Origin of the sequence: Sphingomonas sp. TREG-RG-20F-R18-01, from assembly GCF_022662475.1 — a bacterium.
In the GTDB taxonomy this organism is placed as follows: Bacteria; Pseudomonadota; Alphaproteobacteria; order Sphingomonadales; family Sphingomonadaceae; genus Sphingomonas.
In genome coordinates this window covers 183,622-206,228 of record NZ_JAKNQQ010000006.1, presented here as the reverse complement: position 1 = coordinate 206,228, position 22,607 = coordinate 183,622, and the positions used below count along the sequence as shown (strand labels likewise).

Annotated in this window: 22 protein-coding genes and 1 tRNA gene; 16 read left to right on the top strand and 7 right to left on the bottom strand. The window is 66.4% G+C overall.

Features of this window, described 5'->3' with window-relative positions:
• Positions 1 to 26: 26 nt before the first annotated feature.
• The 3 genes from L8K25_RS16670 to L8K25_RS16660 form a co-directional block, all read right to left on the bottom strand.
• Entirely contained in the window at positions 27 to 1,061 is a 1,035-nt protein-coding gene (locus L8K25_RS16670; RefSeq protein ID WP_242140098.1) for a 2-oxoacid:ferredoxin oxidoreductase subunit beta, read from the bottom strand.
• Positions 1,058 to 2,989, bottom strand: coding sequence for a 2-oxoacid:acceptor oxidoreductase subunit alpha (locus L8K25_RS16665; RefSeq protein WP_242140097.1), 1,932 nt, complete (start codon positions 2,987 to 2,989; stop codon positions 1,058 to 1,060). The genes L8K25_RS16670 and L8K25_RS16665 overlap by 4 nt, the downstream gene beginning before the upstream one ends.
• Positions 2,990 to 3,091: 102 nt before the next feature.
• Positions 3,092 to 3,994 carry a histone deacetylase gene (locus L8K25_RS16660; RefSeq protein ID WP_242140096.1) on the bottom strand — a complete coding sequence of 301 codons (903 nt, stop codon included), beginning with the start codon at positions 3,992 to 3,994 and terminating at the stop codon, positions 3,092 to 3,094.
• A 48-nt stretch (positions 3,995 to 4,042) separates the two neighbouring features.
• Between L8K25_RS16660 and L8K25_RS16655 the strand changes: the two genes are divergently transcribed.
• From L8K25_RS16655 to L8K25_RS16630, 6 genes are all read left to right on the top strand, one after another.
• Positions 4,043 to 5,044, top strand: coding sequence for an alpha/beta hydrolase (locus tag L8K25_RS16655; RefSeq protein WP_242140095.1), 1,002 nt, complete (start codon positions 4,043 to 4,045; stop codon positions 5,042 to 5,044).
• A complete protein-coding gene (locus L8K25_RS16650; RefSeq protein WP_242140094.1) occupies positions 5,041 to 5,520 on the top strand; it encodes an RNA pyrophosphohydrolase in 480 nt (159 codons plus the stop codon). Before L8K25_RS16655 ends, L8K25_RS16650 begins: the two co-directional genes overlap by 4 nt.
• A gap of 64 nt (positions 5,521 to 5,584) precedes the next feature.
• Complete coding sequence (locus tag L8K25_RS16645) at positions 5,585 to 6,793, top strand: hydrolase (RefSeq protein ID WP_242140093.1); 1,209 nt, start codon at positions 5,585 to 5,587, stop codon at positions 6,791 to 6,793.
• Positions 6,790 to 7,806: an arginine N-succinyltransferase gene (locus L8K25_RS16640; RefSeq protein WP_242140092.1), complete on the top strand. Its 1,017-nt coding sequence runs from the start codon at positions 6,790 to 6,792 to the stop codon at positions 7,804 to 7,806. The genes L8K25_RS16645 and L8K25_RS16640 overlap by 4 nt, the downstream gene beginning before the upstream one ends.
• On the top strand, positions 7,806 to 9,074 hold the full coding sequence (locus L8K25_RS16635) for an N-succinylarginine dihydrolase (protein WP_242140091.1): 1,269 nt from the start codon (positions 7,806 to 7,808) through the stop codon (positions 9,072 to 9,074). Before L8K25_RS16640 ends, L8K25_RS16635 begins: the two co-directional genes overlap by 1 nt.
• A 110-nt stretch (positions 9,075 to 9,184) precedes the next feature.
• Entirely contained in the window at positions 9,185 to 9,400 is a 216-nt protein-coding gene (locus tag L8K25_RS16630; RefSeq protein ID WP_242140192.1) for a hypothetical protein, read from the top strand.
• Here L8K25_RS16630 and L8K25_RS16625 read toward each other — a convergent pair.
• A complete protein-coding gene (locus L8K25_RS16625; RefSeq protein WP_242140090.1) occupies positions 9,397 to 10,341 on the bottom strand; it encodes a beta-1,6-N-acetylglucosaminyltransferase in 945 nt (314 codons plus the stop codon). The two genes, L8K25_RS16630 and L8K25_RS16625, sit on opposite strands and share 4 nt — an antisense overlap.
• Positions 10,342 to 10,557: 216 nt before the next feature.
• Here L8K25_RS16625 and cysD point away from each other — a divergent pair, with 216 nt between their 5' ends.
• The 3 genes from cysD to L8K25_RS16610 are packed head-to-tail and all read left to right on the top strand — an operon-like array spanning position 10,558 to position 14,170.
• A complete protein-coding gene (cysD, locus tag L8K25_RS16620; RefSeq protein ID WP_242140089.1) occupies positions 10,558 to 11,460 on the top strand; it encodes a sulfate adenylyltransferase subunit CysD in 903 nt (300 codons plus the stop codon).
• On the top strand, positions 11,460 to 13,412 hold the full coding sequence (gene cysN, locus L8K25_RS16615) for a sulfate adenylyltransferase subunit CysN (RefSeq protein ID WP_242140088.1): 1,953 nt from the start codon (positions 11,460 to 11,462) through the stop codon (positions 13,410 to 13,412). The genes cysD and cysN overlap by 1 nt, the downstream gene beginning before the upstream one ends.
• A complete protein-coding gene (locus L8K25_RS16610; RefSeq protein ID WP_242140087.1) occupies positions 13,409 to 14,170 on the top strand; it encodes a 3'(2'),5'-bisphosphate nucleotidase CysQ in 762 nt (253 codons plus the stop codon). The genes cysN and L8K25_RS16610 overlap by 4 nt, the downstream gene beginning before the upstream one ends.
• Before the next feature lie 120 nt (positions 14,171 to 14,290).
• Here L8K25_RS16610 and L8K25_RS16605 read toward each other — a convergent pair.
• Positions 14,291 to 14,367: transfer RNA gene (locus tag L8K25_RS16605), tRNA-Arg, on the bottom strand.
• A 121-nt stretch (positions 14,368 to 14,488) separates the two neighbouring features.
• On the opposite strand from L8K25_RS16605, the gene L8K25_RS16600 reads away from it, so the two are divergent.
• The 7 genes from L8K25_RS16600 (at position 14,489) to L8K25_RS16570 (ending at position 20,390) form a co-directional block, all read left to right on the top strand.
• Entirely contained in the window at positions 14,489 to 15,001 is a 513-nt protein-coding gene (locus L8K25_RS16600; protein WP_242140086.1) for a hypothetical protein, read from the top strand.
• 276 nt (positions 15,002 to 15,277) lie between these two features.
• Positions 15,278 to 16,534, top strand: a complete 1,257-nt coding sequence (gene trpB / locus L8K25_RS16595) for a tryptophan synthase subunit beta (protein ID WP_242140085.1) — start codon at positions 15,278 to 15,280, stop codon at positions 16,532 to 16,534.
• Positions 16,531 to 16,740: a hypothetical protein gene (locus L8K25_RS16590; RefSeq protein ID WP_242140084.1), complete on the top strand. Its 210-nt coding sequence runs from the start codon at positions 16,531 to 16,533 to the stop codon at positions 16,738 to 16,740. Before trpB ends, L8K25_RS16590 begins: the two co-directional genes overlap by 4 nt.
• A complete protein-coding gene (gene trpA / locus L8K25_RS16585) occupies positions 16,737 to 17,540 on the top strand; it encodes a tryptophan synthase subunit alpha (RefSeq protein WP_242140083.1) in 804 nt (267 codons plus the stop codon). Before L8K25_RS16590 ends, trpA begins: the two co-directional genes overlap by 4 nt.
• Positions 17,537 to 18,397, top strand: coding sequence for an acetyl-CoA carboxylase, carboxyltransferase subunit beta (gene accD, locus L8K25_RS16580; RefSeq protein ID WP_242140082.1), 861 nt, complete (start codon positions 17,537 to 17,539; stop codon positions 18,395 to 18,397). Before trpA ends, accD begins: the two co-directional genes overlap by 4 nt.
• Positions 18,398 to 18,541: 144 nt before the next feature.
• The gene (locus L8K25_RS16575) at positions 18,542 to 19,876 is read left to right on the top strand and encodes a folylpolyglutamate synthase/dihydrofolate synthase family protein (protein WP_242140081.1); all 1,335 of its coding nucleotides are present in this window, start codon (positions 18,542 to 18,544) and stop codon (positions 19,874 to 19,876) included.
• Between the two features lie 70 nt (positions 19,877 to 19,946).
• Positions 19,947 to 20,390, top strand: coding sequence for a DUF6628 family protein (locus L8K25_RS16570; protein ID WP_242140080.1), 444 nt, complete (start codon positions 19,947 to 19,949; stop codon positions 20,388 to 20,390).
• Here the strand turns inward: L8K25_RS16570 and L8K25_RS16565 are convergent.
• Both L8K25_RS16565 and L8K25_RS16560 read right to left on the bottom strand, forming a co-directional pair.
• On the bottom strand, positions 20,383 to 22,086 hold the full coding sequence (locus tag L8K25_RS16565; protein WP_242140079.1) for an MFS transporter: 1,704 nt from the start codon (positions 22,084 to 22,086) through the stop codon (positions 20,383 to 20,385). The genes L8K25_RS16570 and L8K25_RS16565 overlap by 8 nt on opposite strands.
• 83 nt (positions 22,087 to 22,169) lie before the next feature.
• Entirely contained in the window at positions 22,170 to 22,601 is a 432-nt protein-coding gene (locus L8K25_RS16560) for a response regulator (RefSeq protein WP_242140078.1), read from the bottom strand.
• Positions 22,602 to 22,607 lie beyond the last annotated feature (6 nt).

The following is a 22,607-nucleotide window of genomic DNA, read 5'->3' as shown; positions in this document are numbered from 1 at the left end:
CCTTTGTGGCTTCGTGCGAGATCCTCTTACTCGACTCGTGGTTCTTTCTCCACCTGCCACGTCTGCCCCTGCGAGAGCAGCTTCTGCAGGTCGGGCGTCTTGCCCTTCGCCGCTTCCGTATTCTGCGTCACGACCGCGCTTTCGAACGTCGGACGCGGATCGTCGAACAGCACGCCGAGCGCCATTGGGAACATCCCGAAAGGCATCTCGACAAGCATGTGCGCCAGGCCACGGTTGGTCTGGTCATGCACGATCACGCCAGCCGCCGCCCAGTCGCCGTCGACTACGTCGACGACCTTGAGCACCAGCCGCTCCATGTCCATCGCCAGGCCCTTGGTGCCGGCTTCGAACAGCAACGGCTTGCCGTGCTCGACCCAAAGCTGGTTGGCACCAGCGTTCTTCTTCTCGGTGAAGGGCGCGAAGACGTCGTCGTTATAGACGATGCAGTTCTGGAAGATCTCGACGAACCCGGTGCCCTTGTGCGCATGCGCTGCCTTCAGGACGCCGACGAGGTTCTTGTGGATGTCGATCGCGCGCGCGATGAACCGGCCGCCTGCGCCCAATGCAAACGCGCACGGGTTGGCGGGGGTGTCGACCGAACCGAACGGAGTCGATGGCGTGCGCGTGCCGACGCGCGACGTCGGGGAGTACTGCCCCTTGGTCAGGCCGTAGATCTCGTTGTTGAAGAGCAGAACCTGGCAATCGAGATTGCGGCGGATGAGGTGCATCGTGTGGTTGCCGCCGATCGACAGCGCGTCGCCGTCCCCGGTGATGATCCACACGTCGAGATCGGGGTTGGCGAGCTTGACGCCCGTCGCGACCGCAGGCGCACGCCCGTGGATCGTGTGGAAGCCGTAGGTCTCCATATAATAAGGAAAGCGCGACGAGCAGCCGATGCCGCTGACGAACACGGTGTTTTCCGGACGCGCGCCGATTTCGGGCATCGTGCGCTGGACCGCCTTGAGCACGGCATAGTCGCCGCAGCCCGGGCACCAGCGGACTTCCTGATCGGTTTCCCAGTCCTTCGGCGTCGTCTTCACGATGGGGGTCATGTCGTTCATGGGTTCACAGCCTCCGGGCTGGGCAGTTGGGTTTCGCTGGAAGGTACGAAATCGCCCTCGGCGGGGAGATGACCGTCGATCGCGTCCTCGATCTCGGAGATGAGGAATGGCTGACCCGACACCTTGTTGAGCGGCTTGGCGTCGACCAGGAACTGGTCGCGGAGCACCGTCTTGAGCTGCCCGGTGTTCATTTCCGGCACGAGGATGGTGTCGTAACCCTTCAGCAACGCACCAAGATTTGCGGGCATCGGCCAGATGTGGCGGATGTGGATGTGTGCCACGTCACGGCCCTTCGCGCGCGCACGGCGGACCGCCTGATGAATCGGCCCGAAGGTCGAACCCCAGCCGACGATCGCGAGCTTGCCCGAGGTCTCGCCGAGCTCGACCGTCTGGTCGGGCACCGCGATGTTCGCGACCTTGTCGCGGCGGATCTCGGTCATCTTCTGGTGATTTTCGGCACCGTAATCGATGTTGCCGGTGCCGATCGCCTTCTCGATCCCGCCGATGCGGTGGAGCAGGCCGGGCGTGCCGGGCTTGACCCACGGACGCTTAAGGTTCTCGTCGCGCGCATAGGGCAGGAAGCCACCCTCGGGCACTTCTTCCAGATACTCGACCGGGAACGGCGCATAGGTCGACATGTCGGGGACGAGCCACGGCTCGGCCGCATTGGCGATATAGCCGTCGGTCAGCAGCATCACCGGGGTCATGTACTGGACCGCGATGCGCACCGCCTCGATCGCGACGTCGAAGCAATCCGACGGCGAGCGCGCGGCGAGGACCGGCATCGGCGCATCGCCGTTACGGCCGTAAACCGCCTGATACAGATCCGACTGCTCGGTCTTGGTCGGCAGGCCGGTCGAGGGGCCACCGCGCTGCGAGTTGACGATGACGAGCGGCAGCTCGGTCATGATCGCAAGCCCCATCGCCTCGCCCTTGAGCGCGATGCCCGGGCCTGACGACGATGTGACGCCAAGCTGCCCGGCGTAGGACGCGCCGATCGCAGACGCGATCGCGGCGATTTCGTCCTCTGCCTGAAAGGTGGTGACGCCATATTCCTTCAGGCGCGACAGGAAGTGGAGGATCGCCGACGCGGGCGTGATCGGATAGCCGCCGAAGAACATTGGAACGTCCGCCAACTGGACGCCCGCGACCAGCCCGAGCGAGATCGACTCGGCCCCGGTGACGGTGCGGTACAGACCGGGAGCCGTCGGGGCGACGCCGATGTGATGCTGCTTCATCGGGCCCGCCAGCTCGGCGGTCTCGCCGTAGGCGTGGCCGGCGTTCAGAGCGGCGATGTTCGCCTCGGCGAGCACGGGGGCCTTGGCGAACTTGGTCTTGAGCCAGTCGACGATCGGCGCGCGATCCCGATCGAACATCCAGAGCGCGAGCCCCAGCGTCCACATGTTCTTGCAACGCAGCGCTTCCTTGTTGCCAAGGCCGAACGGCTTCACCGCATCGAGCGTCAGTTGCGAGATGTTGAAGCTCAGCAGCTGCCACTTGGCGAGGCTGCCGTCGGTCAGCGGGTTGGCGGCGTATTTCGCCTTGGCGAGGTTGCGTTCGCCAAACTCGCCTTCGTCCGCGATGATCAGGCCACCGGCCTTCAGCGCGGGCGCATTCACCTTCAGCGCCGCCGGGTTCATCGCGATCAGCACGTCGGGCGCGTCGCCCGCAGTCTCGATCGCGGTCGAGCCGAAGTTAATCTGGAACGCGGACACACCGAACAACGTGCCTTGCGGCGCGCGGATTTCGGCGGGGAAATCGGGGAAGGTCGCCAGATCATTGCCCGACAGCGCGGTCGACAGCGTGAACTGCCCCCCGGTCAACTGCATACCATCGCCCGAGTCGCCGGCGAACCGGACGACGACGGACTCTGCGGTGGGGTGGGCGGAGGCTTCTTGGGGGGTAACTTCGTGCGCGGCGGTCGCCATCAGCGTCTTGTCCTACGGGTAATCGTTGTCATGCCCTTATGCCTCGAACGGCGCAGGGCCAAGGTAGTTTCAATAAGGGGCGGTGCAACCGCTGCTTTCCGGTCACCCAGCGGCGGCGAAGGCCGCGCCGAGCGTGAGGATCGCGCGGACATGCCGTTCGGCCAGCGCGACCACGTCCGCGCCATAGCCGCCACCGACCGTACTCGCCAGTGGAATGCCCCGATCGATCGCAAGCCGCGCGACGAGATTTTCGCGCGCGACAAGTCCCTCATCACTTAGCGCAAGACGACCGAGCCGGTCGTTTGCGAGCGGGTCGATCCCCGCCTGATAGAGGATGATCTGCGGGCGGACCTCGTCGAGCATTGGCACCAGCGTCGACTCGAGCGTGGCGAGATAGGCCGCGTCGCCGGTTGCATCGGGCAGACCGACGTCGAGCGTCGACCGCGCCTTGCGGACCGGGAAATTCTTCTCGGCGTGGATCGAATAGGTCGCGATCTGGGGATAGCCTGCGGTGAGTGCGGCGGTGCCGTCGCCCTGGTGGACGTCGCAATCGACCACCAGCACGCGCAGCCCATCCTCCTCCGCGAGCCGGACCGCGGCGATCGCGAGATCGTTGAAGACGCAATAGCCGGCCCCCGTCGCCGCCAAAGCGTGGTGACTGCCCCCCGCGGTATTGGCGGCGAAGCCCGTCTTCAGCGCGATCTTTCCGGCAAGCCACGTGCCGCCCGGCACCACCGCCGCGCGCGCAGCGACCGACTCGGTCACCGCAAAGCCGATCCGCCGCTCCTTCTCGCGGGGCACGCGCGCGCCGAGCACTTCGGCGACATAGTCGGCGTCGTGCACCGTCTCGAGCCAATATAGCGGCATCGCGTCGGGCACATGCCACGCGACCCCTGCCCCTTCCGCCTCGAGGCGATTGCGGATCGCCGCGTTCTTGCTGAGCTGGCTCGGATTGTTTGCCTGTCCCGTAGCGACATAGGCGGGGTGATGGACGACCGGGATCATCCTGCCTAGGTAGGTGCGAGACTGGCAGAGACCAATGGAGAGCGCCGCATGGCCGACAGCAGCACCCCGCCCGAGACCCCTACCCCCTATGTTCGCGCGGACGTCGCGGGCTTCCTTGCGTTCCTCAACAACCTCCCCGGCCCCCGCACGCACGAGATGGAGCCCCCCGCCGCGCGGGCAGCCTATGCGGCGATGAAGGACATTGCGGATCCGCCGGTTGGCGAACTCGGGCTGGTCAAGGACATTGCGATCCCCGGCGCGGCGGGCACGATCCCGGCGCGGCTGTTCGACGTGCAGGCGGATCGCGTACCCGGGCCGCTCGTGCTCTTCTATCACGGGGGCGGGTTCGTGATCGGTGACCTCGACACACATGCGAGCTTCTGCGCCGAGATTTCGCGCGCGCTCGATCTTCCCGTGCTCGCGGTGGATTACCGGCTCGCGCCCGAACAGCCCTGGCCCGCCGCGCCCGACGATTGCGAGTCTGCGGCGCGCTGGGCGGCAAGCGGCCCGGCCGAACTGGGGCGCGGTGTTACTGCGCTGGTGCCGTGCGGCGACAGCGCGGGGGGCAACCTCGCGATCGTCGTGGCGGCCGCGTTGCGGGACACACCCGCCGCGGTGCCGGTGATCGCGCACCTGCCCTTCTATCCTGCGACCGATACGTCCAAACCCTATCCGTCCTACGACCAGTTCGCCGAGGGTTATCTGCTGACGCGCGCGACGATGGACTGGTTCAACGTGGCCTATCAGGCCGAAGCCGAGCATGTCCGCGCCTCGCCACTGCTGGGCGACCTCGCCGGGATGCCGCCCGCCGTGGTCGTGACCGCAAGCCTCGATCCGATCCGCGACCAGGGTCGCGCTTATGCCGCCGCGCTGGCCGAAGCCGGCGTCGCGGTCGTGTTCCGCGAAGCCGTCGGCAACATCCACGGCTTCGTCACGCTGCGCAAGGCGATCCCGTCGTCGGCGGGCGACGTCGCCGGGGCGCTCGTTGCGGCCAAGGCGCTGATCGCCGAGGCCGAAGCGCAGCGCGTGATGGCACAGGCAGCGGCGTGACCGATCCGACGACGCTGCCGTATCGTCCCTGTGCCGGGCTGATGATCCTGAACGCCGAAGGGAAGGTCTTCGTCGGCCAGCGGATCGATACCGAGGTCGAGGCGTGGCAGATGCCGCAGGGCGGGATCGACGATGGCGAGGACGCCGAAACCGCTGCCTTGCGCGAGTTGCGCGAGGAAACCGGGATCACGCCCGACAAGGTCGATCTGATCGCGGTATCTCCGCAGGAGCTGTTCTACGATCTGCCCGAAGACCTTGTCGGGCGCGTCTGGAAAGGCAAGTGGCGCGGGCAGCGGCAGCGGTGGTTTCTGTATCGTTTCAAGGGCCTGGACAGCGATATCGACATTGCGACCGAACATGAGGAGTTCAAGGAATGGGCATGGGTCGACCCCGCGACCCTTCCCGAGATCATCGTCCCGTTCAAGGCGCCGCTCTACCGCGAGGTTCTTGCCGTGTTTGCAGAACATCTCCGCTGAGGTGGCAGATCGTTTCCGTCGCAACGGACTGGAGCCGATCGCAAACCCAAGCTAGGCTGTTTCGATGAGGGGTTTGAACGAACACGAAAGCGCGGCGATCGCGGTCGCGCGCGCGCAGCCGATGCTGCGGCAGGTCGAGCAATGGTCGGCGGTCAATTCGGGAACGCGCAATCTTGGCGGACTGGCTGGGGTTGCGGATCTGCTGGTTGCAGCATTCGGTGCACTTCCAGGAAAAGTTGAACTGATCGAGGGCGATACAGCCGAGAGTGTAGGGTCCGATGGAAGCGTCGCGATCCTCGATCACGGCCGGCACTTGCACGTTAGCGTTCGCCCGGAAGCGCCCGTCCAGCTGCTCCTGACCGGCCATATGGACACGGTCTACCCCGTCGACCACGCGTTCCAGACGCTGACGATGCGCGACGACGGGACGCTCAACGGCCCCGGGGTCGCGGACATGAAGGGCGGTCTCGCGGTGATGCTCGCCGCACTGGTCGCAGTCGAAACGAGCCCGCTCGCGGCGCGGATCGGTTATGACGTCGTCATCAATTCCGACGAGGAAACCGGCTCCTTCTCCTCCTCCGCGCTGATCCGCCGGATCGCGCAGGGCAAGATCGCCGCGCTCACCTACGAACCCGCGCTCCCCGACGGCACGCTTGCGGGGGCACGCGGGGGGACGGGCAATTTCTCGATCGTCGTCACCGGGCGCAGCGCACATGCCGGGCGCAACCCCGAGGACGGGCGCAACGCGATCGTCGCCGCCGCCGATCTCGCGGTCCGCCTCCACGCCGCGCGCGGGGACGGGCTCGCGGTCAATCCGGCGCGGATCGAAGGCGGCGGGCCGAACAACGTCGTCCCCGACCATGCCGTGCTCCGCATCAACTTCCGCCCCGCCGACCACGCCGCGATCGATCGCGCGCAAGCGTTGCTCGACGCGACGATCGCTGCCGTGGCGGCGCATCATGACGTCACGATAAAGCTCCACGGCAGCTTCAACCGCCCGCCCAAGCCCATCGATGCGGGGGCGGCGCGGCTGTTCGAGCTCGTGAAGACGTGCGGCGCGGATCTTGGCCTCGACATCGGCTGGCGCGCGACCGGCGGGGTGTGCGACGGCAATACCATCGCCGCCTGTGGCATGCCCGTGGTCGACACGATGGGCGCGCGCGGCGGCGCGATTCATTCGACCGACGAATATCTGATCGTCGACTCCCTCCCCGAGCGGGCGGCTTTGTCCGCGCTCACCATTTTGCGTATCGCCGAAAAGGGCCAGTTGTGACCTACCGTATCCGCGCCGCGCGCGACGCCGATCTCAAGCCGCTGTACGAAATGGCCAAGCTCACCGGCGGCGGCTTCACCAACCTGCCGCCGGACCGGACCGCGCTCACCGCCAAGCTCGAGCGCAGCGCCGCCGCCTTCGCGCGCGAGGACGACACCAAGGCAGACGATCTGTTCGTGCTGGTATTGGAGAACACCGAGACCGGCGAAGTCCGCGGCACATGCCAGATCTTCACGCATGTCGGGCAAAGCTACCCCTTCTACAGCTATCGCCTCGGCACGCTGACGCAGCATTCCAAGGAATTGGGGCGCACCTTCCGTGCCGACATGCTCGGCCTGACGACTGACCTCGAAGGCAGCAGCGAAGTCGGCGGGCTGTTCCTCCACCCGGGCGAACGCGCTGGTGGGCTGGGGCTGTTGCTCGCGCGCAGCCGCTATCTGTTCATCGCCAAGCATCGCGCGCGCTTTGCCGACCGCGTTCTGGCGGAACTTCGCGGGATCATCGATGAAGCGGGCGGCTCGCCATTCTGGGACGGGCTCGCGGGCCGCTTCTTCGGGATGAATTTCCAGGACGCCGACCAGTTCAATGCGGTGCAGGGCCACCAGTTCATCGCCGATCTGTTCCCCAAGCATCCGATCTACACCGCCATGCTCCCCGAAACCGCGCGCGCGGTGATCGGCTTGCCGCACCCGTCGGGACGCGCCGCGATGAGGATGCTGGAAAACGAAGGATTTGCGTATGAGAATTACGTCGACATCTTCGATGGCGGCCCGACCATGATCGCGAAGACGGACTCGGTCCGCACGATCCGCGATGTCCAGACGTCGCGAGTCATCGCGACCGATTTCGACGGGGGCGATCCGGCGCTGATTGCGAGCGGCCGACTGGCCGACTTCCGCTGTGTCTATGGGGATGTGCGGCCCTGCTCTGGCGGAGTCGTCATCTCTCCCCGTGTGGCGCGCGCGCTGGAAGTCGTCGAGGACGCCACCATTTGCCATGTCGCGAGGACGTGATGACGACCGAAATCAACTTTGACGGGATCGTCGGTCCAAGCCATAATTTCGCCGGGTTGAGCCATGGCAATCTCGCCGCGACGCAGAATGCGGGGACGGTTTCCTACCCTCGCCGTGCCGCTCTGGAAGGCCTGGCAAAGATGCGCGCCAACCTCGCGCTCGGCCTGACGCAGGGGATCCTGCTGCCGCACGACCGCCCGAACCGGCGCTGGCTCGCCGCATTGTCGACCGATTATGCCCATGCCACACCGTTGCTGCGCGCGCAGGCGATGTCTGCGTCGGCGATGTGGGCTGCGAATGCCGCGACCGTCTCTCCGGCGAGCGATACGACGGATGGACGCTGCCATATCACCGCCGCCAATCTGGTAACCATGCCGCATCGCAGCCACGAGGCCCGGGAAACCCGACGCCAGTTGGCGATCGCTTTCGCCGATCCCGCGCATTTCGCGCATCACGCGCCCATTCCTGCCCCGTTCGGCGACGAAGGCGCTGCGAACCACATGCGCCTTGCCCCCACGCATGGCGAGGCTGGCATCGAACTGTTCGTGTTTGGCCGTTCGGGGGGAGCATTTCCGGCGCGACAGTCGCGCGAAGCAAGCGCGGCAATCGCTCGCGCCCATGGTCTCGATCCGGCGCGAACGCTGTTCATCGAACAGTCCAGCGTGGCAATCGGTGCCGGCGCCTTCCACAATGACGTCGTGGCAGTCGCGAACGAGCGCATCCTCTTCGTCCACGAACAGGCGTTCGCCGATCGCGACGCCGCGCATGCGGCGATCCGCCAGGCTGCACCTTGGGCAGACATCGTCGAGGTGCCGGCTGATGCCGTATCGCTGGCGGACGCGGTCGCCTCCTATCTGTTCAACGCGCAGCTGGTGACGCCGCCGGACGGGGCCACCACGTTGATCGTCCCGGTCGAAGCCGCTCAGAACGGGCGGGTCGCCGCCTGGCTCGACCGGATGCGAGCCGGGAATGGACCGATCCGTCGTATCGAAACGGTCGACGTGCGCCAGTCGATGGCCAATGGCGGCGGACCCGCCTGCCTCCGGCTCCGCGTCGTCGCCGATGCGCGCACGATCGACCCGCGCTTTCTCGTCGATCCGGCCAAGCTCGAGCGCATCGCCGAGGTCATCACGGATCACTGGCCGGAGCAGATCCATCCCGGTCAGATCATCGGTCCGAAACCCGATCTGGCACTTGTCGACAGCATCCATGCCGCACGGCGAGCGCTGATCGACCTGCTCGGAATACCGGAATTGCACGACGCCTGAACCGGGCCTTCGGCATGCTCGGGTGTCAGGACGGCTTACGATTAACCATGTCTCGTAACGCGAGCTTCACCAAATCCGCGATTGGCGCAGAGCTTGCTCCTGCAACGGCCATGTGGACAAAATTCAGCAGCCTGTTCGTCATCAAGAACAAGTTCGAGGCGTTCGGCGTCATCTACGCGCTGGCGGTCGGCGCGGTCGAGCGGGGGGCGCACTATCTGCAGCAATATCCCGGCTTCGGCGGCTGGTTGCTGTTCGCCGTGTGTCCGCTGGCCGTGTTCATGGCCGGGGCACGCATTCTGGACTCCGTCGAGCGCGACGCCGGCTAGGTCTCGGACCCGACGGTCATCGTGGCGTCGATCTGTTCGATTGCGGGGGAATGGAGCGCGAACTTGCGGGCGAAATGCGCCCCGGACGCGAGGATCGCGGGCACGTGCGCCACCTCGACGGCCACCGGATGGGCACCGCCCCCGTTCCACTCGGCATAGCGTTTGTTATCGCGGCAGATGTTGAGCCCGGCCGTATTGCCGAGGATCGTCTGGTAATAGCATTCGTCGGCCTGGGCGCGCCGGACCAGGTGCTGGCGGAGTTGCTCCGCCGGTTTGCTATCTTCCAGCAATACCGCCATCGCTCGCCTGTTGGCGGTGAACCAGTGATCCCCATAATAGGCCGACAGCCCCGCCCCGAACGGATTCGGTCCGGCAAAGGGCAACGGAAGGGTTACGCGCCCGATCCGCCAGCGGGGCCGGTTCTTTGGCATCGGCACCCACAGCTGCGCGCCGACATAGAACTGCCATTTGAGCGCGACGTTGCTGGGCAGCGAAAAGTGCGAAAGTTTCGGGTTGGGCTCGCACGCAAAGGTCGCGGCACCGCCGGGCTGGCCCTTTACGCATTGCACGTCGATATAGGCATCATAAGGTGACGAGGCCAATTCGGCGCGCACCAGATCGGCCGCGCGCACCGGATAATCGGTGGCACTCAGCAGGACAAACCAGTCGGGGTCGGCCGTTTCCACGAGCAGGCGCAGCGCCGCAAGGCCCGCGGTAACAACCGACAGCTTCCCCCATCCTGTCGCGATCGCGGGTTCGACGAACCGGACGTTCCCCGGGATCGCCCGCGTGTCGAGCGGCGCCTGCGAGAAATCGTGATGGCACGCGATCGGCGGCATTTCGTACAGAATGTTGAGTCGTTCCACGAGCCGGCGAAGCAGCGCAGCGTCGCCATGCGACAGGATAACGAAGCCAATGCTGACCGCGTGGTTCCGCGTCACCGGCGGCGCGAAGGAATTATCACTTTGTATGAACACGTTACGCTACACTACTAGTTACTCGACGCGAGGACGCTATCGATCCGGCTCAAACGCGGCAAGCGGATCGCGGCCGCGCGTTCGTGGCGTGCGACGAACCATTCGCCGAACGGGCAGCTTTCGTCCGCAACAATAGAAGTTGATCGCCACGGCGCGGTTCTTCACTATCTGCAACGAACCATGACCGTTTCGCTCACCCACCTGCAGCGCCTCGAAGCCGAGAGCATCCATATCCTGCGCGAGGTCGTCGCCGAAGCCGAACGGCCGGTGATGCTCTATTCGGTCGGCAAGGATTCGGCGGTGATGCTGCATCTTGCCCGGAAGGCGTTTTTCCCGGGCAATCCCCCCTTCCCGCTGCTGCATGTCGACACGACCTGGAAATTCCGCGCGATGTACGAGCTGCGCGACCGGGCTGCGGCGGACGCGGGGATGGAATTGATCGTCCACAAGAATCCTGACGCAGCCGCGCAGGGGATCAACCCGTTCGACCATGGCAGCCGCCACACCGACCTGTGGAAGACCGAAGGGCTGAAGCAGGCGCTCGCCGCAGGCGGCTATGACGCCGCATTCGGGGGCGCGCGGCGCGACGAGGAAAAGAGCCGCGCGAAGGAGCGGATCTTCAGCTTCCGCAACGCGCATCAGCGCTGGGATCCCAAGGCGCAGCGTCCCGAAGTGTGGCGGCTCTACAATGCGCGCAAGGCACGCGGGGAAAGCATGCGCGTGTTCCCGCTGTCCAACTGGACCGAACTCGACATCTGGCAGTACATCCTTGCCGAACAGATTGAGATCGTCCCGCTCTATCTCGCGGCCCCACGCCCGACGGTGGAGCGGGACGGCATGCTGCTGATGGTCGACGACGACCGCTTTCGGCTCGCGCCCGGCGAAGTTCCGGTCGAGCGTTCGATCCGGTTCCGGACGCTTGGCTGTTATCCGCTGACCGGCGCGGTCGAGAGCACGGCGACCAGCCTTTCCGAAGTCATTCAGGAAATGCTGCTGACGACCACCAGCGAACGCCAGGGTCGCGCAATCGACCATGACCAGAGCGCCAGCATGGAAAAGAAGAAGGCGGAGGGATATTTCTGATGGCCAGCACGCTCGCGTCCGTCTCTTCGCCCGCGGCCACGGACCGCGACTATCGTCCGGACGCTTTGATCACCGAGGACATCGACGCATATCTCGACCAGCATCAGCACAAATCCCTGCTGCGCTTCATCACCTGCGGCTCGGTCGATGATGGCAAGTCCACGCTGATCGGGCGCCTGCTCTACGATACGCGCGCGATCTTTGCCGACCAGCTGTCCGCACTCGAGGCGGACAGCAAGCGTGTCGGCACGCAAGGCCAGAACATCGATTTCGCCTTGCTGGTCGACGGTCTGGCAGCGGAACGCGAGCAGGGCATCACGATCGACGTCGCCTACCGCTTCTTTTCCACCAGCTCGCGCAAGTTCATCGTCGCGGACACTCCGGGGCACGAACAATATACCCGCAACATGGTGACGGGCGCCTCGACCGCGGACGCGGCGGTGATCCTGATCGACGCGCGCAAGGGCGTGCTGACCCAGACCCGCCGCCACAGCTTCCTCGTCCATCTGCTCAAGCTGCGCCACGTCGTCCTCGCGGTGAACAAGATGGACCTGGTCGGCTACGACCGGGGCGTGTTCGACACCATCGTCGCCGAGTATCGCGCGTTCGCCGACTCGATCGGGATCGCGCACTTCACGGCGATCCCCATTTCGGGGCTTGCTGGCGACAATATCGTCGCCGCGTCGGACGGCATGCCGTGGTATGATGGCCCCACGTTGATCGAGCATCTCGAAACGGTCGACCTCGGGGCGGACGCGGCGCAGGCGCGCGACTTTCGGTTGCCCGTCCAGTGGGTCAATCGTCCAAGTCTGGACTTTCGCGGCTTTTCCGGCCTGATCGCGAGCGGCAGCGTGCGCCCGGGCGATACGGTTCGGATCCTCCCGTCGGGTCGCACGACGAGCGTCGCGCGAATCGTCACGATGCATGGCGACCTGATGGAGGCGGTCGCTGGCCAGTCGGTCACGCTGACCCTGGCAGACGAGATCGACTGCTCGCGCGGCGACGTCATCGCCAGTGCCGACGCGCCGCCGCAGGTCGCAGACCAGTTCCAGGCGACGATCGTATGGATGGAGCAGACCCCGCTCCTGCCGGGCCGCAGTTACTGGTTGAAGCTCGGGACGCAGACCGTGGGCGCGACGATCCAGGAACCGCGCCACGCGATCGACGTGAACACCATGGCCGAATTGTCGGTCAAGACGCTCGGCCTCAACGACATCGGGGTAGCCGAGGTCTATACCGATCGCCCGCTGGTGTTCGAGCCCTTTGCCGACGGGCCGGATCTCGGCGGCTTCATCCTGATCGACCGCGCCACCAACGCAACCGTCGCTGCCGGGCTGCTGAGCTTCTCCTTGCGGCGGGCGCAGAACGTCCATTGGCAGGCGATCGACATTACGCGACAGGCGCATGCCCAGCAAAAGGGGCAGGTGCCACGGCTGCTGTGGTTCACCGGCCTGTCGGGGTCGGGCAAGTCGACGATCGCCAATCTGGTCGAAAAGAAGCTGTTCGCGCTCGGGCGGCACAGCTTCCTGCTCGACGGTGACAACGTTCGGCACGGACTCAACAAGGATCTCGGCTTTACCGACGCCGACCGGGTGGAGAATATCCGACGGATCGGCGAGGTGGCGAAGCTGATGACCGACGCCGGGCTGATCGTCCTGACCGCGTTCATCTCGCCGTTCCGGGCCGAGCGCGAGATGGTGCGGGCGATGCTGCCGGCCGAATTCGTCGAGATCTTCGTGGACACGCCGCTCGCCACGGCCGAGGCGCGCGACGTGAAGGGGCTGTACGCCAAGGCCCGCAGCGGGACGATCGTGAATTTCACCGGCATCTCCAGCCCGTATGAAGCGCCGGAACGCCCCGACATTCGCATCGACACCACCCGGGAGAGCCCCGAGGATGCCGCCGAGCGAATCGTCCAGCACATCATGGGCGTGTGGAGTCCCGATCTTTGAACCCTGCCGATCAGAACCCCGACCAAACCGATGCGCAGGTCGCGCGTCGCGTGGCGCTCGCCGCCGCGGCATTGTTGCGCGATCTGTGCGTTGCCGGCGCTTGCGCCGACGCAGATCTTGGCCCACGCGGGGACAGCGAAGCCAATGCGCTGATCCTCGATCTGTTGCGGCGAGCACGACCGGACGATTATGTCCTGTCGGAGGAATCGGCCGACGACGGGCTGCGCTGTTCCGCACGCCGCGTGTGGGTCGTCGATCCGCTCGACGGAACGCGCGAATTCCGCGAACGCCGCGATGACTGGGCGGTCCATATCGGGCTGGCGATCGACAGCGTCCCGGTGATCGGCGCCGTAGCGCTCCCCGCCGCCCGGCGCATCTATGGATCCGATGACACGCCGCCGCGATGGGACACGGTCCCGGCGCGCCCCAGGATGGTCGTCAGCCGCACGCGCGCGCATCCGGTGGTCGACGCGGTTGCGGCCGCGCTGGACGCGGACCTGATCCCGATGGGGTCCGCCGGCGCCAAGGCGATGGCGGTGGTCGACGGCCGAGCCGAAATCTACCTACACGCTGGCGGACAATATGAATGGGACAATTGCGCGCCGGTAGCGGTCGCCCGGGCGGCCGGCCTGCATACCTCACGCATCGACGGAAGCGCATTGGTCTACAATTGTCGCGACCCGCTGCTGCCCGACGTGCTCATCTGCCGCCCGGAATATGCCGCGCGCGTGCTTGCGGAAGTTGCCCGGGCCAGCTGACGGCGGCTGCATCGAGCGCGCCGCCCGACGCCGGCTGGCGACCTGCCCGCCCTTCCTCAGACGCGAAAAAGGCCGGGACATTGCTGTCCCGGCCCATGCCCGCCGTTCGGCGGAAAGAGATGGTGCACCCAGAGCGATTCGAACGCCCGACCCTCAGATTCGTAGTCTGATGCTCTATCCAGCTGAGCTATGGGTGCGTGGAGAGGCGCTGTTAGCGGGCACTTTCGGAGGGCGCAAGCGCTTTTCCGCAATTCGACAAACTTTGTCCCTTCCTTCGTACGTTGCGCCCGCCCGGCCATCGGCATAGAGCAAACGCAAATGACCCATCGTTCAGCGCTCAGCCATCTTGTCCCCGTGTTGCTGCTTTTGACCGGCGGCTGCGTGGCGCCCCGGTCCGCCACCTTCCCGTCGTTGTTGCCGCGCCCGATCGAGTCACGCAGCGATGCCGAGCCCGTCGCCCCGGTGACGATCGTGGAACCCGATCCGGCAACCGATGCGACCCTGGTCGACCTTCAGAAGGCGATCGATACCGCTGGCAAGGCGTTCGATGTCGCGGCGGACTCGGCGGATCGGCTGGCCAAGGCGGCACATGGCGATGCGGTCGGCAGCGACCGCTGGATTGCGGCGCAGACCGCGCTCGGGCAACTCGACGGTTTGCGCGCAACGACCTCGTCGACGATCACCGATATCGACGAACTCGCGCTGACGCGCGCGGCGAGTGGCAAGCCCGAATATCCGGCGATCGCCACGCTGCGCCAGACCGCGCAGGCTGCGCTCGACGCGCAGGCGGCACGGATCCAGTCGATACAGGCGCGTCTGACTCCGGCCTGAAGAGGCCTGAACGCCGTAGCTCCTGGCCCGAACGCTCTTCGTGCCTCTGTGGCTTGGTGCCAGATCTTCTGTCCGTATGAAGACTTGATCACCCAAAGACGCAAAGCCACGAAGAGAAGAGGCGCCTCAGGGCAGCGGTCCAGCGACCTACCCGGGACGGGATCACCGCAGGCGGCCTCGCGGCTGCGCGTGAGTCTCTCGTGCTATCAGCGGGGACGACGCCCGGTATGGCAAACCCCCTTGGAACCCGCCCGCATCCTGCTAAACGCACAGCCGATGACAGTTTCCCTCACCACCCCGCCCGCCGGGCAGGCCAACAGCCTGCGCCAGCAACCCGACGACAACGGGCATTTCGGCCAGTTCGGCGGCCGCTACGTCGCAGAGACGCTGATGCCGCTCGTGCTCGAGCTCGACCAGGCGTATCGCGCGGCCAAGGCCGACCCGGCGTTCCAGGCGCAGTTCGACGATCTGCTCGAACATTATGTCGGCCGCCCGAGCCCGCTCTATTACGCCGAACGCCTGACCGAGACGCTCCGCGAATCCGCGCCCGAGGGGAAAGGCGCGCAGATCTGGTTCAAGCGCGACGAGCTCAATCACACCGGCGCGCACAAGATCAACAATTGCATCGGGCAGATCCTGCTCGCGATGCGGATGGGCAAGACCCGGATCATCGCCGAGACCGGCGCGGGCCAGCACGGCGTCGCCACCGCGACGGTCTGCGCGCGCTTCGGTCTGCCGTGCGTGATCTACATGGGTGCGAAGGACATAGAGCGGCAGGCGCCCAACGTGTTCCGCATGAAGCTGCTGGGCGCCGAAGTGCGCCCGGTGACGAGCGGGTCGCATTCGCTCAAGGATGCGATGAACGAGGGGATGCGCGACTGGGTCGCGAACGTCCACGACACCTTCTATATCATCGGCACCGCCGCTGGCCCGCATCCCTATCCCGAGATGGTCCGCGACTTCCAGAGCGTGATCGGCACCGAGGCGCGCGCGCAGATGCTGTCGCGGATCGATCGCCTCCCCGACCTGCTGGTCGCGGCGATCGGTGGCGGGTCGAATGCGATCGGTCTGTTCCATCCGTTCCTCGACGATGCCAGCGTCGAGATGCTCGGCGTCGAAGCGGCCGGGCGTGGGCTCGACAAGGAACACGCTGCGTCGCTCGCGGGTGGTGCGCCGGGGATCCTTCACGGCAACAAGACCTATCTGTTGCAGGACGAGGACGGCCAGATCACCGAGGCTCATTCGATCTCGGCAGGGCTCGACTATCCGGGGATCGGGCCAGAGCATTCGTGGCTCCACGAGATCGGACGCGTCGAATATACGTCGATCACCGATACCGAGGCGCTCGATGCGTTCCAGTTGCTGTGCCGGACCGAGGGCATCATCCCCGCGCTCGAACCATCCCATGCGATTGCCGCCGTCGCCAAGCGCGCGCGTGAAATGGACCGGGACCAGATCATCCTCGCCAATCTGTGCGGGCGTGGCGACAAGGACATCTTCACCGTCGCCGAGGCGCTCGGGGTGGCGATATGAGCGCGCGCGGGGGCGGGATTTCCGATGTCGTCACCGCTGCCGTCGTCGGCGCGGTGGTCGCACTGATCGTGCGCGAGGTCAGCGCGTTCGGGATCGATCTGCAACGCTGGACGCTGCACGTCCCGCGCGCGCTCGATTCTGGTAAGATCGGCGCGATTGCGGGTGCCGCGAGCAACCTCTTCGGCAACTGGAGGTCGGGAAGATGAGCCGCCTTTCCGCCGCCTTCGCCAAGGGCCACCCCGCGCTCGTCGCTTTCGTCACCGCGGGCGACCCCACCCCCGCCGCCACCGGCGCGATCCTCGATGCGATCGTCGAAGGCGGCGCGGACGTGATCGAACTCGGCATGCCGTTCACCGACCCGATGGCGGATGGCCCCGCGATTCAGGCCGCGAACATCCGCAGCTTGCTCGCGGGCACGCGTACCGCGGACATCCTCGGCATCGCCAAGGCATTCCGTGCGCGGCATCCCGATACGCCGCTGGTGCTGATGGGCTATGCCAATCCGATGACGATCCGCGGGGGTGACTGGTTCGCCGCCGCCGCCCAGAATGCGGGCGTCGACGGCATCATCTGCGTCGACATTCCCCCCGAGGAAGATGCCGAACTCGGCCCCGCGCTCCGCGCCGCCGGGATCGACCCGATCCGCCTCGCCACGCCGACGACCGACGCGGCACGCCTGCCCGCCGTGCTCGATGGCGCGAGCGGCTTCGTCTATTACGTTTCGGTCGCCGGAATCACCGGACTGCAACAGGCGGCCCAGGCCTCGATCGAATCCGCGGTCGCGCGGTTGAAGGCGTCGACCGACTTGCCGATCGCGGTCGGTTTCGGCGTCCGCACGCCGGATCAGGCGGCAGCGATCGCCAAGGTCGCGGACGGCGTCGTCGTCGGCTCGGCGATCGTCGAGTTGGTCGCGCAACACGGTGCCGCCGCGCCGGACGCGGTGCGCGCGTATATCCAATCCCTGTCGACGGCCGTCCACGCCGCCCGCGAAGGAATCCCCGCATGACCTGGCTCACCAGCGTCCGCAACGCACTCTCGCTCGTCGTCCCGATCAAGAAGGAGACGCCCGACACGCTCTGGCACAAGTGCAAGGGCTGCGGGCAGATGGTGTTCGTCAAGGAGCTCGAGGACAATCTCTACGTCTGTCCGCATTGCGATCATCATGAACGGATCGGGCCGCTACTGCGCTTCCAATACGTCTTCGACGCAGGCTCTTACACGATCGTACCGCTGCCCAAGGTCCCCGACGATCCGCTCAAGTTCCGCGACACCAAACGCTATGCCGATCGGATCAAGGCGGCGCGCGCGGCGACTTCCGAAGGCGACGCGCTGATCACCGCGCGCGGGACGATCGACGGGCGCCGCGCGGTCATCGGGGTGCAGGACTTTGCGTTCATGGGCGGGTCGATGGGTCTCGCCGTGGGCGAGGCGTTCGTTCGTGGGGTCGAGACCGCGATCGAGGACAATTGCCCGTACATCATCTTCACCGCAGCGGGCGGCGCGCGGATGCAGGAGGGCATTCTCTCGCTGATGCAGATGCCGCGCGCGACGGTGGCGATCCAGATGCTCCACGATGCGGGGCTGCCCTATATCGTCGTGCTCACCGATCCGACCACGGGCGGCGTCACCGCAAGCTATGCGATGCTCGGCGACGTGCAGATCGCCGAGCCGGGCGCGCTGATCGGCTTTGCCGGGCAGCGCGTGATCGAACAGACGATCCGCGAGAAACTGCCCGACGGGTTCCAGCGCGCGGAATATCTGCTCGAGCATGGGATGATCGATATGGTCAAGCACCGCCGCGACCTGCGCGCGACGCTGGCGAGTTTGATCGATTACCTCTGCAGCAAGCGGGCGGTGGCGTGACCAATCTCCCTCTCCCCGCTTGCGGGGAGAGGGCAAGCGAGGCGAAGCCGAAGCGAGGGAGAGGGGCAGTACGGTTGGGGTGGCGTGCTGGACCGCCCCTCTCCCCGGCCCTCTCCCCGCAAGCGGGGAGAGGGAGAAGAAAAGATGGACCACGCCGTCTCCGATAATACCGCCGTTCAGGCGCAGCTCGACCGGCTGTGGGCATTGTCCCCCGGTGCCGACATCCTCGGGCTCGAGCGCATCACGCTCCTGCTCGACCGGCTGGGCAACCCGCAGCACCGCCTCCCCCCGGTATTCCATGTCGCGGGGACCAACGGCAAGGGATCGACCTGCGCGTTCCTGCGCACCGCGCTCGAGGCGGCGGGATACGCCGTCCACGCCTATACCAGCCCGCATCTCGTCCGCTTCAACGAACGGATCCGCATCGCCGGGCAGCTGATCGACGACGCCCTGCTCGCAGCGCTGCTCGAGGAAGTGCTCGATGCGGGCGGCGATATCGGTGCGAGCTTTTTCGAGGTCACCACTGCCGCCGCATTCCTCGCCTTCGCGCGGACACCGGCGGATGCGTGCGTGATCGAGGTCGGCCTCGGCGGACGGCTCGATGCGACCAACGTCATCGCGCGCCCGCTCATCACCGGCATCGCGCAGCTCGGGATCGATCACCAGAGCTTCCTCGGCGATACGGCGGTGGGCATCGCCGGCGAGAAGGCCGGGATCGCCAAGCCCGGCGTCGCGCTCGTCACGATGGCCTATGAACCCGACAGCGCCGCGCGGGTCGCCACGGTGGCGATGCAGGCGGGCGCGCATGTCCTTCCGCTCGGCACGGCCTGGCACATGGAGACCGATGCCGCGATGCTCCGGTACGAAGACGCTGGCGGGACGGTCGAGACCCCGCTGCCCGCAATGGCAGGCCCGCATCAGCCGGGCAATCTCGCGCTCGCCATCGCGATGCTCCGCCACCAGACGGCGCTGGCGATCCCGACCGAGGCGTATGCCGCCGCCGCCCGCGATACGCGCTGGCCTGCGCGGATGCAGCGCCTGCATCCCGGGCCGCTCGTCGACCTGCTCCCGCCCGGTAGTCAGTTGTGGCTCGACGGCGGGCACAATCCCGCCGCCGCCGGCGCGATCGCGGCGACGGTGCGCGCCATCGCCAACCCGGGCGTCGGACGGAGCGAGGTCCACCTCGTGTTCGGGATGCTCGCCAACAAGGATCCGGCCGGACTACTCGCGCCGTTCGCCGCGATCGCGACGACACTCCACGCGGTGCCGATCGCGGCGCACGAACACCACACCCCCGCCGCCCTCGCAGCGACGGCGCATACCCTTGGACTTGCTACCCATACCGCGCCAGATGTCGCGGGTGCGCTGCGCGACATCGCCGAAATCGCGGATCAGGCCGAGCCTCCGATCGTGCTCGTCCTGGGCTCGCTCTACCTTGCGGGCGAAGTGCTCCGGGCAAACGGCGAACTGCCAGATTGAACGATATTATTGCGATTGACTTGCAATAGCGACTGACCGAGGATGCCCGCACCCTACGGAGCCTCCGCTTATGTCCTCGAATCAGCCTTCTGCCACGGCCCTTGCGGCAACGCTCCCGCACCTGTTGCCGGATGACGCCAATGCCCGGTTGCTGCTGTTCGCCTTCCGGCGGATGGGCGCGCACGGGCTGAACGACGCGCACGCCGCGCAGGCAGTGATGGACGGATTCGGTGCGCAGTTCCGTCGCCCGCTCACGCTATTGCGCGCGATGATGGCGGATCTTGCGGGCGCGGCGACCTGCCCGATCGCGATCGCACCCTGCTGCTGCCGGCGCACCACTCATGCCGAGCACGCTCTGCTCACGATCGTCGCGCGCGCCGAAACCGCGCCGGGCAGCGCGCGGCTGCTGCTGGGCGACTTGATCGGGGTGCGCAACCCGGATGGCGTGCTTGCGAGCGTGACCCTTGCGGCGCAAGCGTTCGCGGACGCCGGGCGACCGATCGTCGTCAGTTGAGCGCCCGCTCCGCGCGCCCCATCCGCGCCGTTCGGACCCATTCGATTGCAACGAACAGCACCGCGACCAACCCAACGACCGCCGTGTAGCGGAACACCGCGGCATAACCGATCCTGTCGATCGCCTCGCCCGCAATGCCGCGCCCGAGCGAGCCGATCAGAAAGGTGAGCGACGACAGCAGCGCATATTGCACGGCAGTGTAGCGCTTGCTCACGATCCCCGAGAGATAGGCAACGAACGCCGCCCCGGCGATACCGGTCGAGATATTCTCGACCGAAATCGTCATCAGCAACCGCACCATCCGCGCGTCGGAGCCGAGCAGCGCAGCGAAGCGATCGAAGGCGAGCAAGTGCGCTACGGCATCAATCGACGCGCCACCCTCGGCGAGATCGGCATACAGGAAATTGCCGAAGATCGGCAGCACCGCCCCGATCAGCACCGTCGGCATGCGGCCGATCCGCACGAACAGATAGCCGCCCAGACTGATCCCGACGATCGTCATCACGATGCCGAAGATCTTCGATGCGAACGCCACCTCGTCCTTCGAATAATGCAGAAAGTCGAGGTAGAAGGGGAAGGCGAACGACGCCCAGACGTTGTAACAGAGCGCATAGCTGAGGATCAGCCCGATCACGACCAGCACGCCCCAGCCCAACCGGCCACACAATTCCGCGAGCGGTGCGACCAGCGCGACATACAGGTGATTGGCGGCCGTGCGCAGCGGGCTATGGACCGGATCGGGCGCATGGAGGACGTGCCGGTCGCTGCGCTGCAGCCAGTTCATCGTCGCCGAGACGATCAGCGGCACCAGCACCGTCGCCGCGACGATCCAAGGCCCGGTCGCGCGGGTGAAGTCCGCGGTCGATGGCCGGACGGCGCCGGGCGCGAGCGGCGCGAGCATCCGCACCATGAACCGCCCGATCGACCCGATCGCCCACACCCAGCTAAGCGCGACGATCGCGAGCGCGATCCCCCGCACGCGCGGCGAGATCGCGCCGGGCTCGGCCAGCGCGGCATAGAGGCGCCCCTGCTCGCCGCGTGCCGTGTCAGGCGCCCGCAGCGCCGCGAAGATCATCAGCCCGATCAGCGCCGCCATCAGCACGAACACCAGCGGCCACGACATGCGCGCCGCCAGGACCAGTGCGAGCGCCCCGCCGACGATGCTCGCGATGCGATAGCCGAACTGGTAGATTGCCGAGAGCAATTCGACAGGCGTCTCGGCGTCGGCGACGTCGATCCGCCACGCGTCGACCGCGACGTCCTGTGTCGCGGAGGCGAGCGCGGCGATCAGCGCGAAGATCGCGAACGTGCCGATGTTGGTGACGGGATTGGTCGCGGCGAGACCCAGGAACGCCGCGATCATCGCCCCCTGGCACAGCACGATCCAGCTCTTGCGGCGTCCCAGCCGGTCGAGCAGCGGCAGCTGTAGCCGGTCGACCAGCGGCGACCACAGGAATTTGAACGAATAGGCAAGCCCGATCCATGACAGCACGCCGATCGTCGCGAGGTTGATCTTTTCCTCGCCAAGCCACGCGTTGAGCGTGCCGATCAGCAGTGCATACGGCAGCCCCGACGAGAAGCCGAAGGCGAGCATCGTCGAAGACTTGCGCGTCTGCAACGCGACCTTGAGCAGTTTCCAGCCCTTGGGCTTGATCGGCGGCGCTACCGCCGCCTGCGCTTCGCTATCGGCCAACATGTCCCCTTCCCGCAAGATCGCGCGTCGGGGTCGACCCTAGCGCCAAACGCGCGGAGCGGAAGCGGGTAGATCGATCCGCGCGCTTACCCCGCCGCGGCGAACAGGCTGAATCCCCCGGGAATCCGTTTCGGAGTCTTGCCGTCGAGCACCGCCTCGATCGCGGCGATCGCGGCGAGCAGGTCGCGCTGCGCGTAGGGCTTCGCGAGACAGCCGTTGGCGACCGCGCGCCCGCCCTCGGGACATTGCCCAGTCACGAACAACACCGCGATATCCTTTTCCTTGGCCGCGCGGGCGACGTCGACGCCATTGCCATCGGCCAGGCTGATATCGACCAGCACCAGTTCGATCTCGACGCCGGTCGCAATGACCGCGATGGCGTCGGCCACCCGGTCGACCGTCGCGACGATCTCATATTCCGCGTCGCGCAGAAAATGTTCGGTATCGAACGCCACCAACGGCTCGTCCTCGACGAGCAGCAGCTTGCAAATTCGCCGCTTTTTCCGTCCGAACAGCATGTTCGG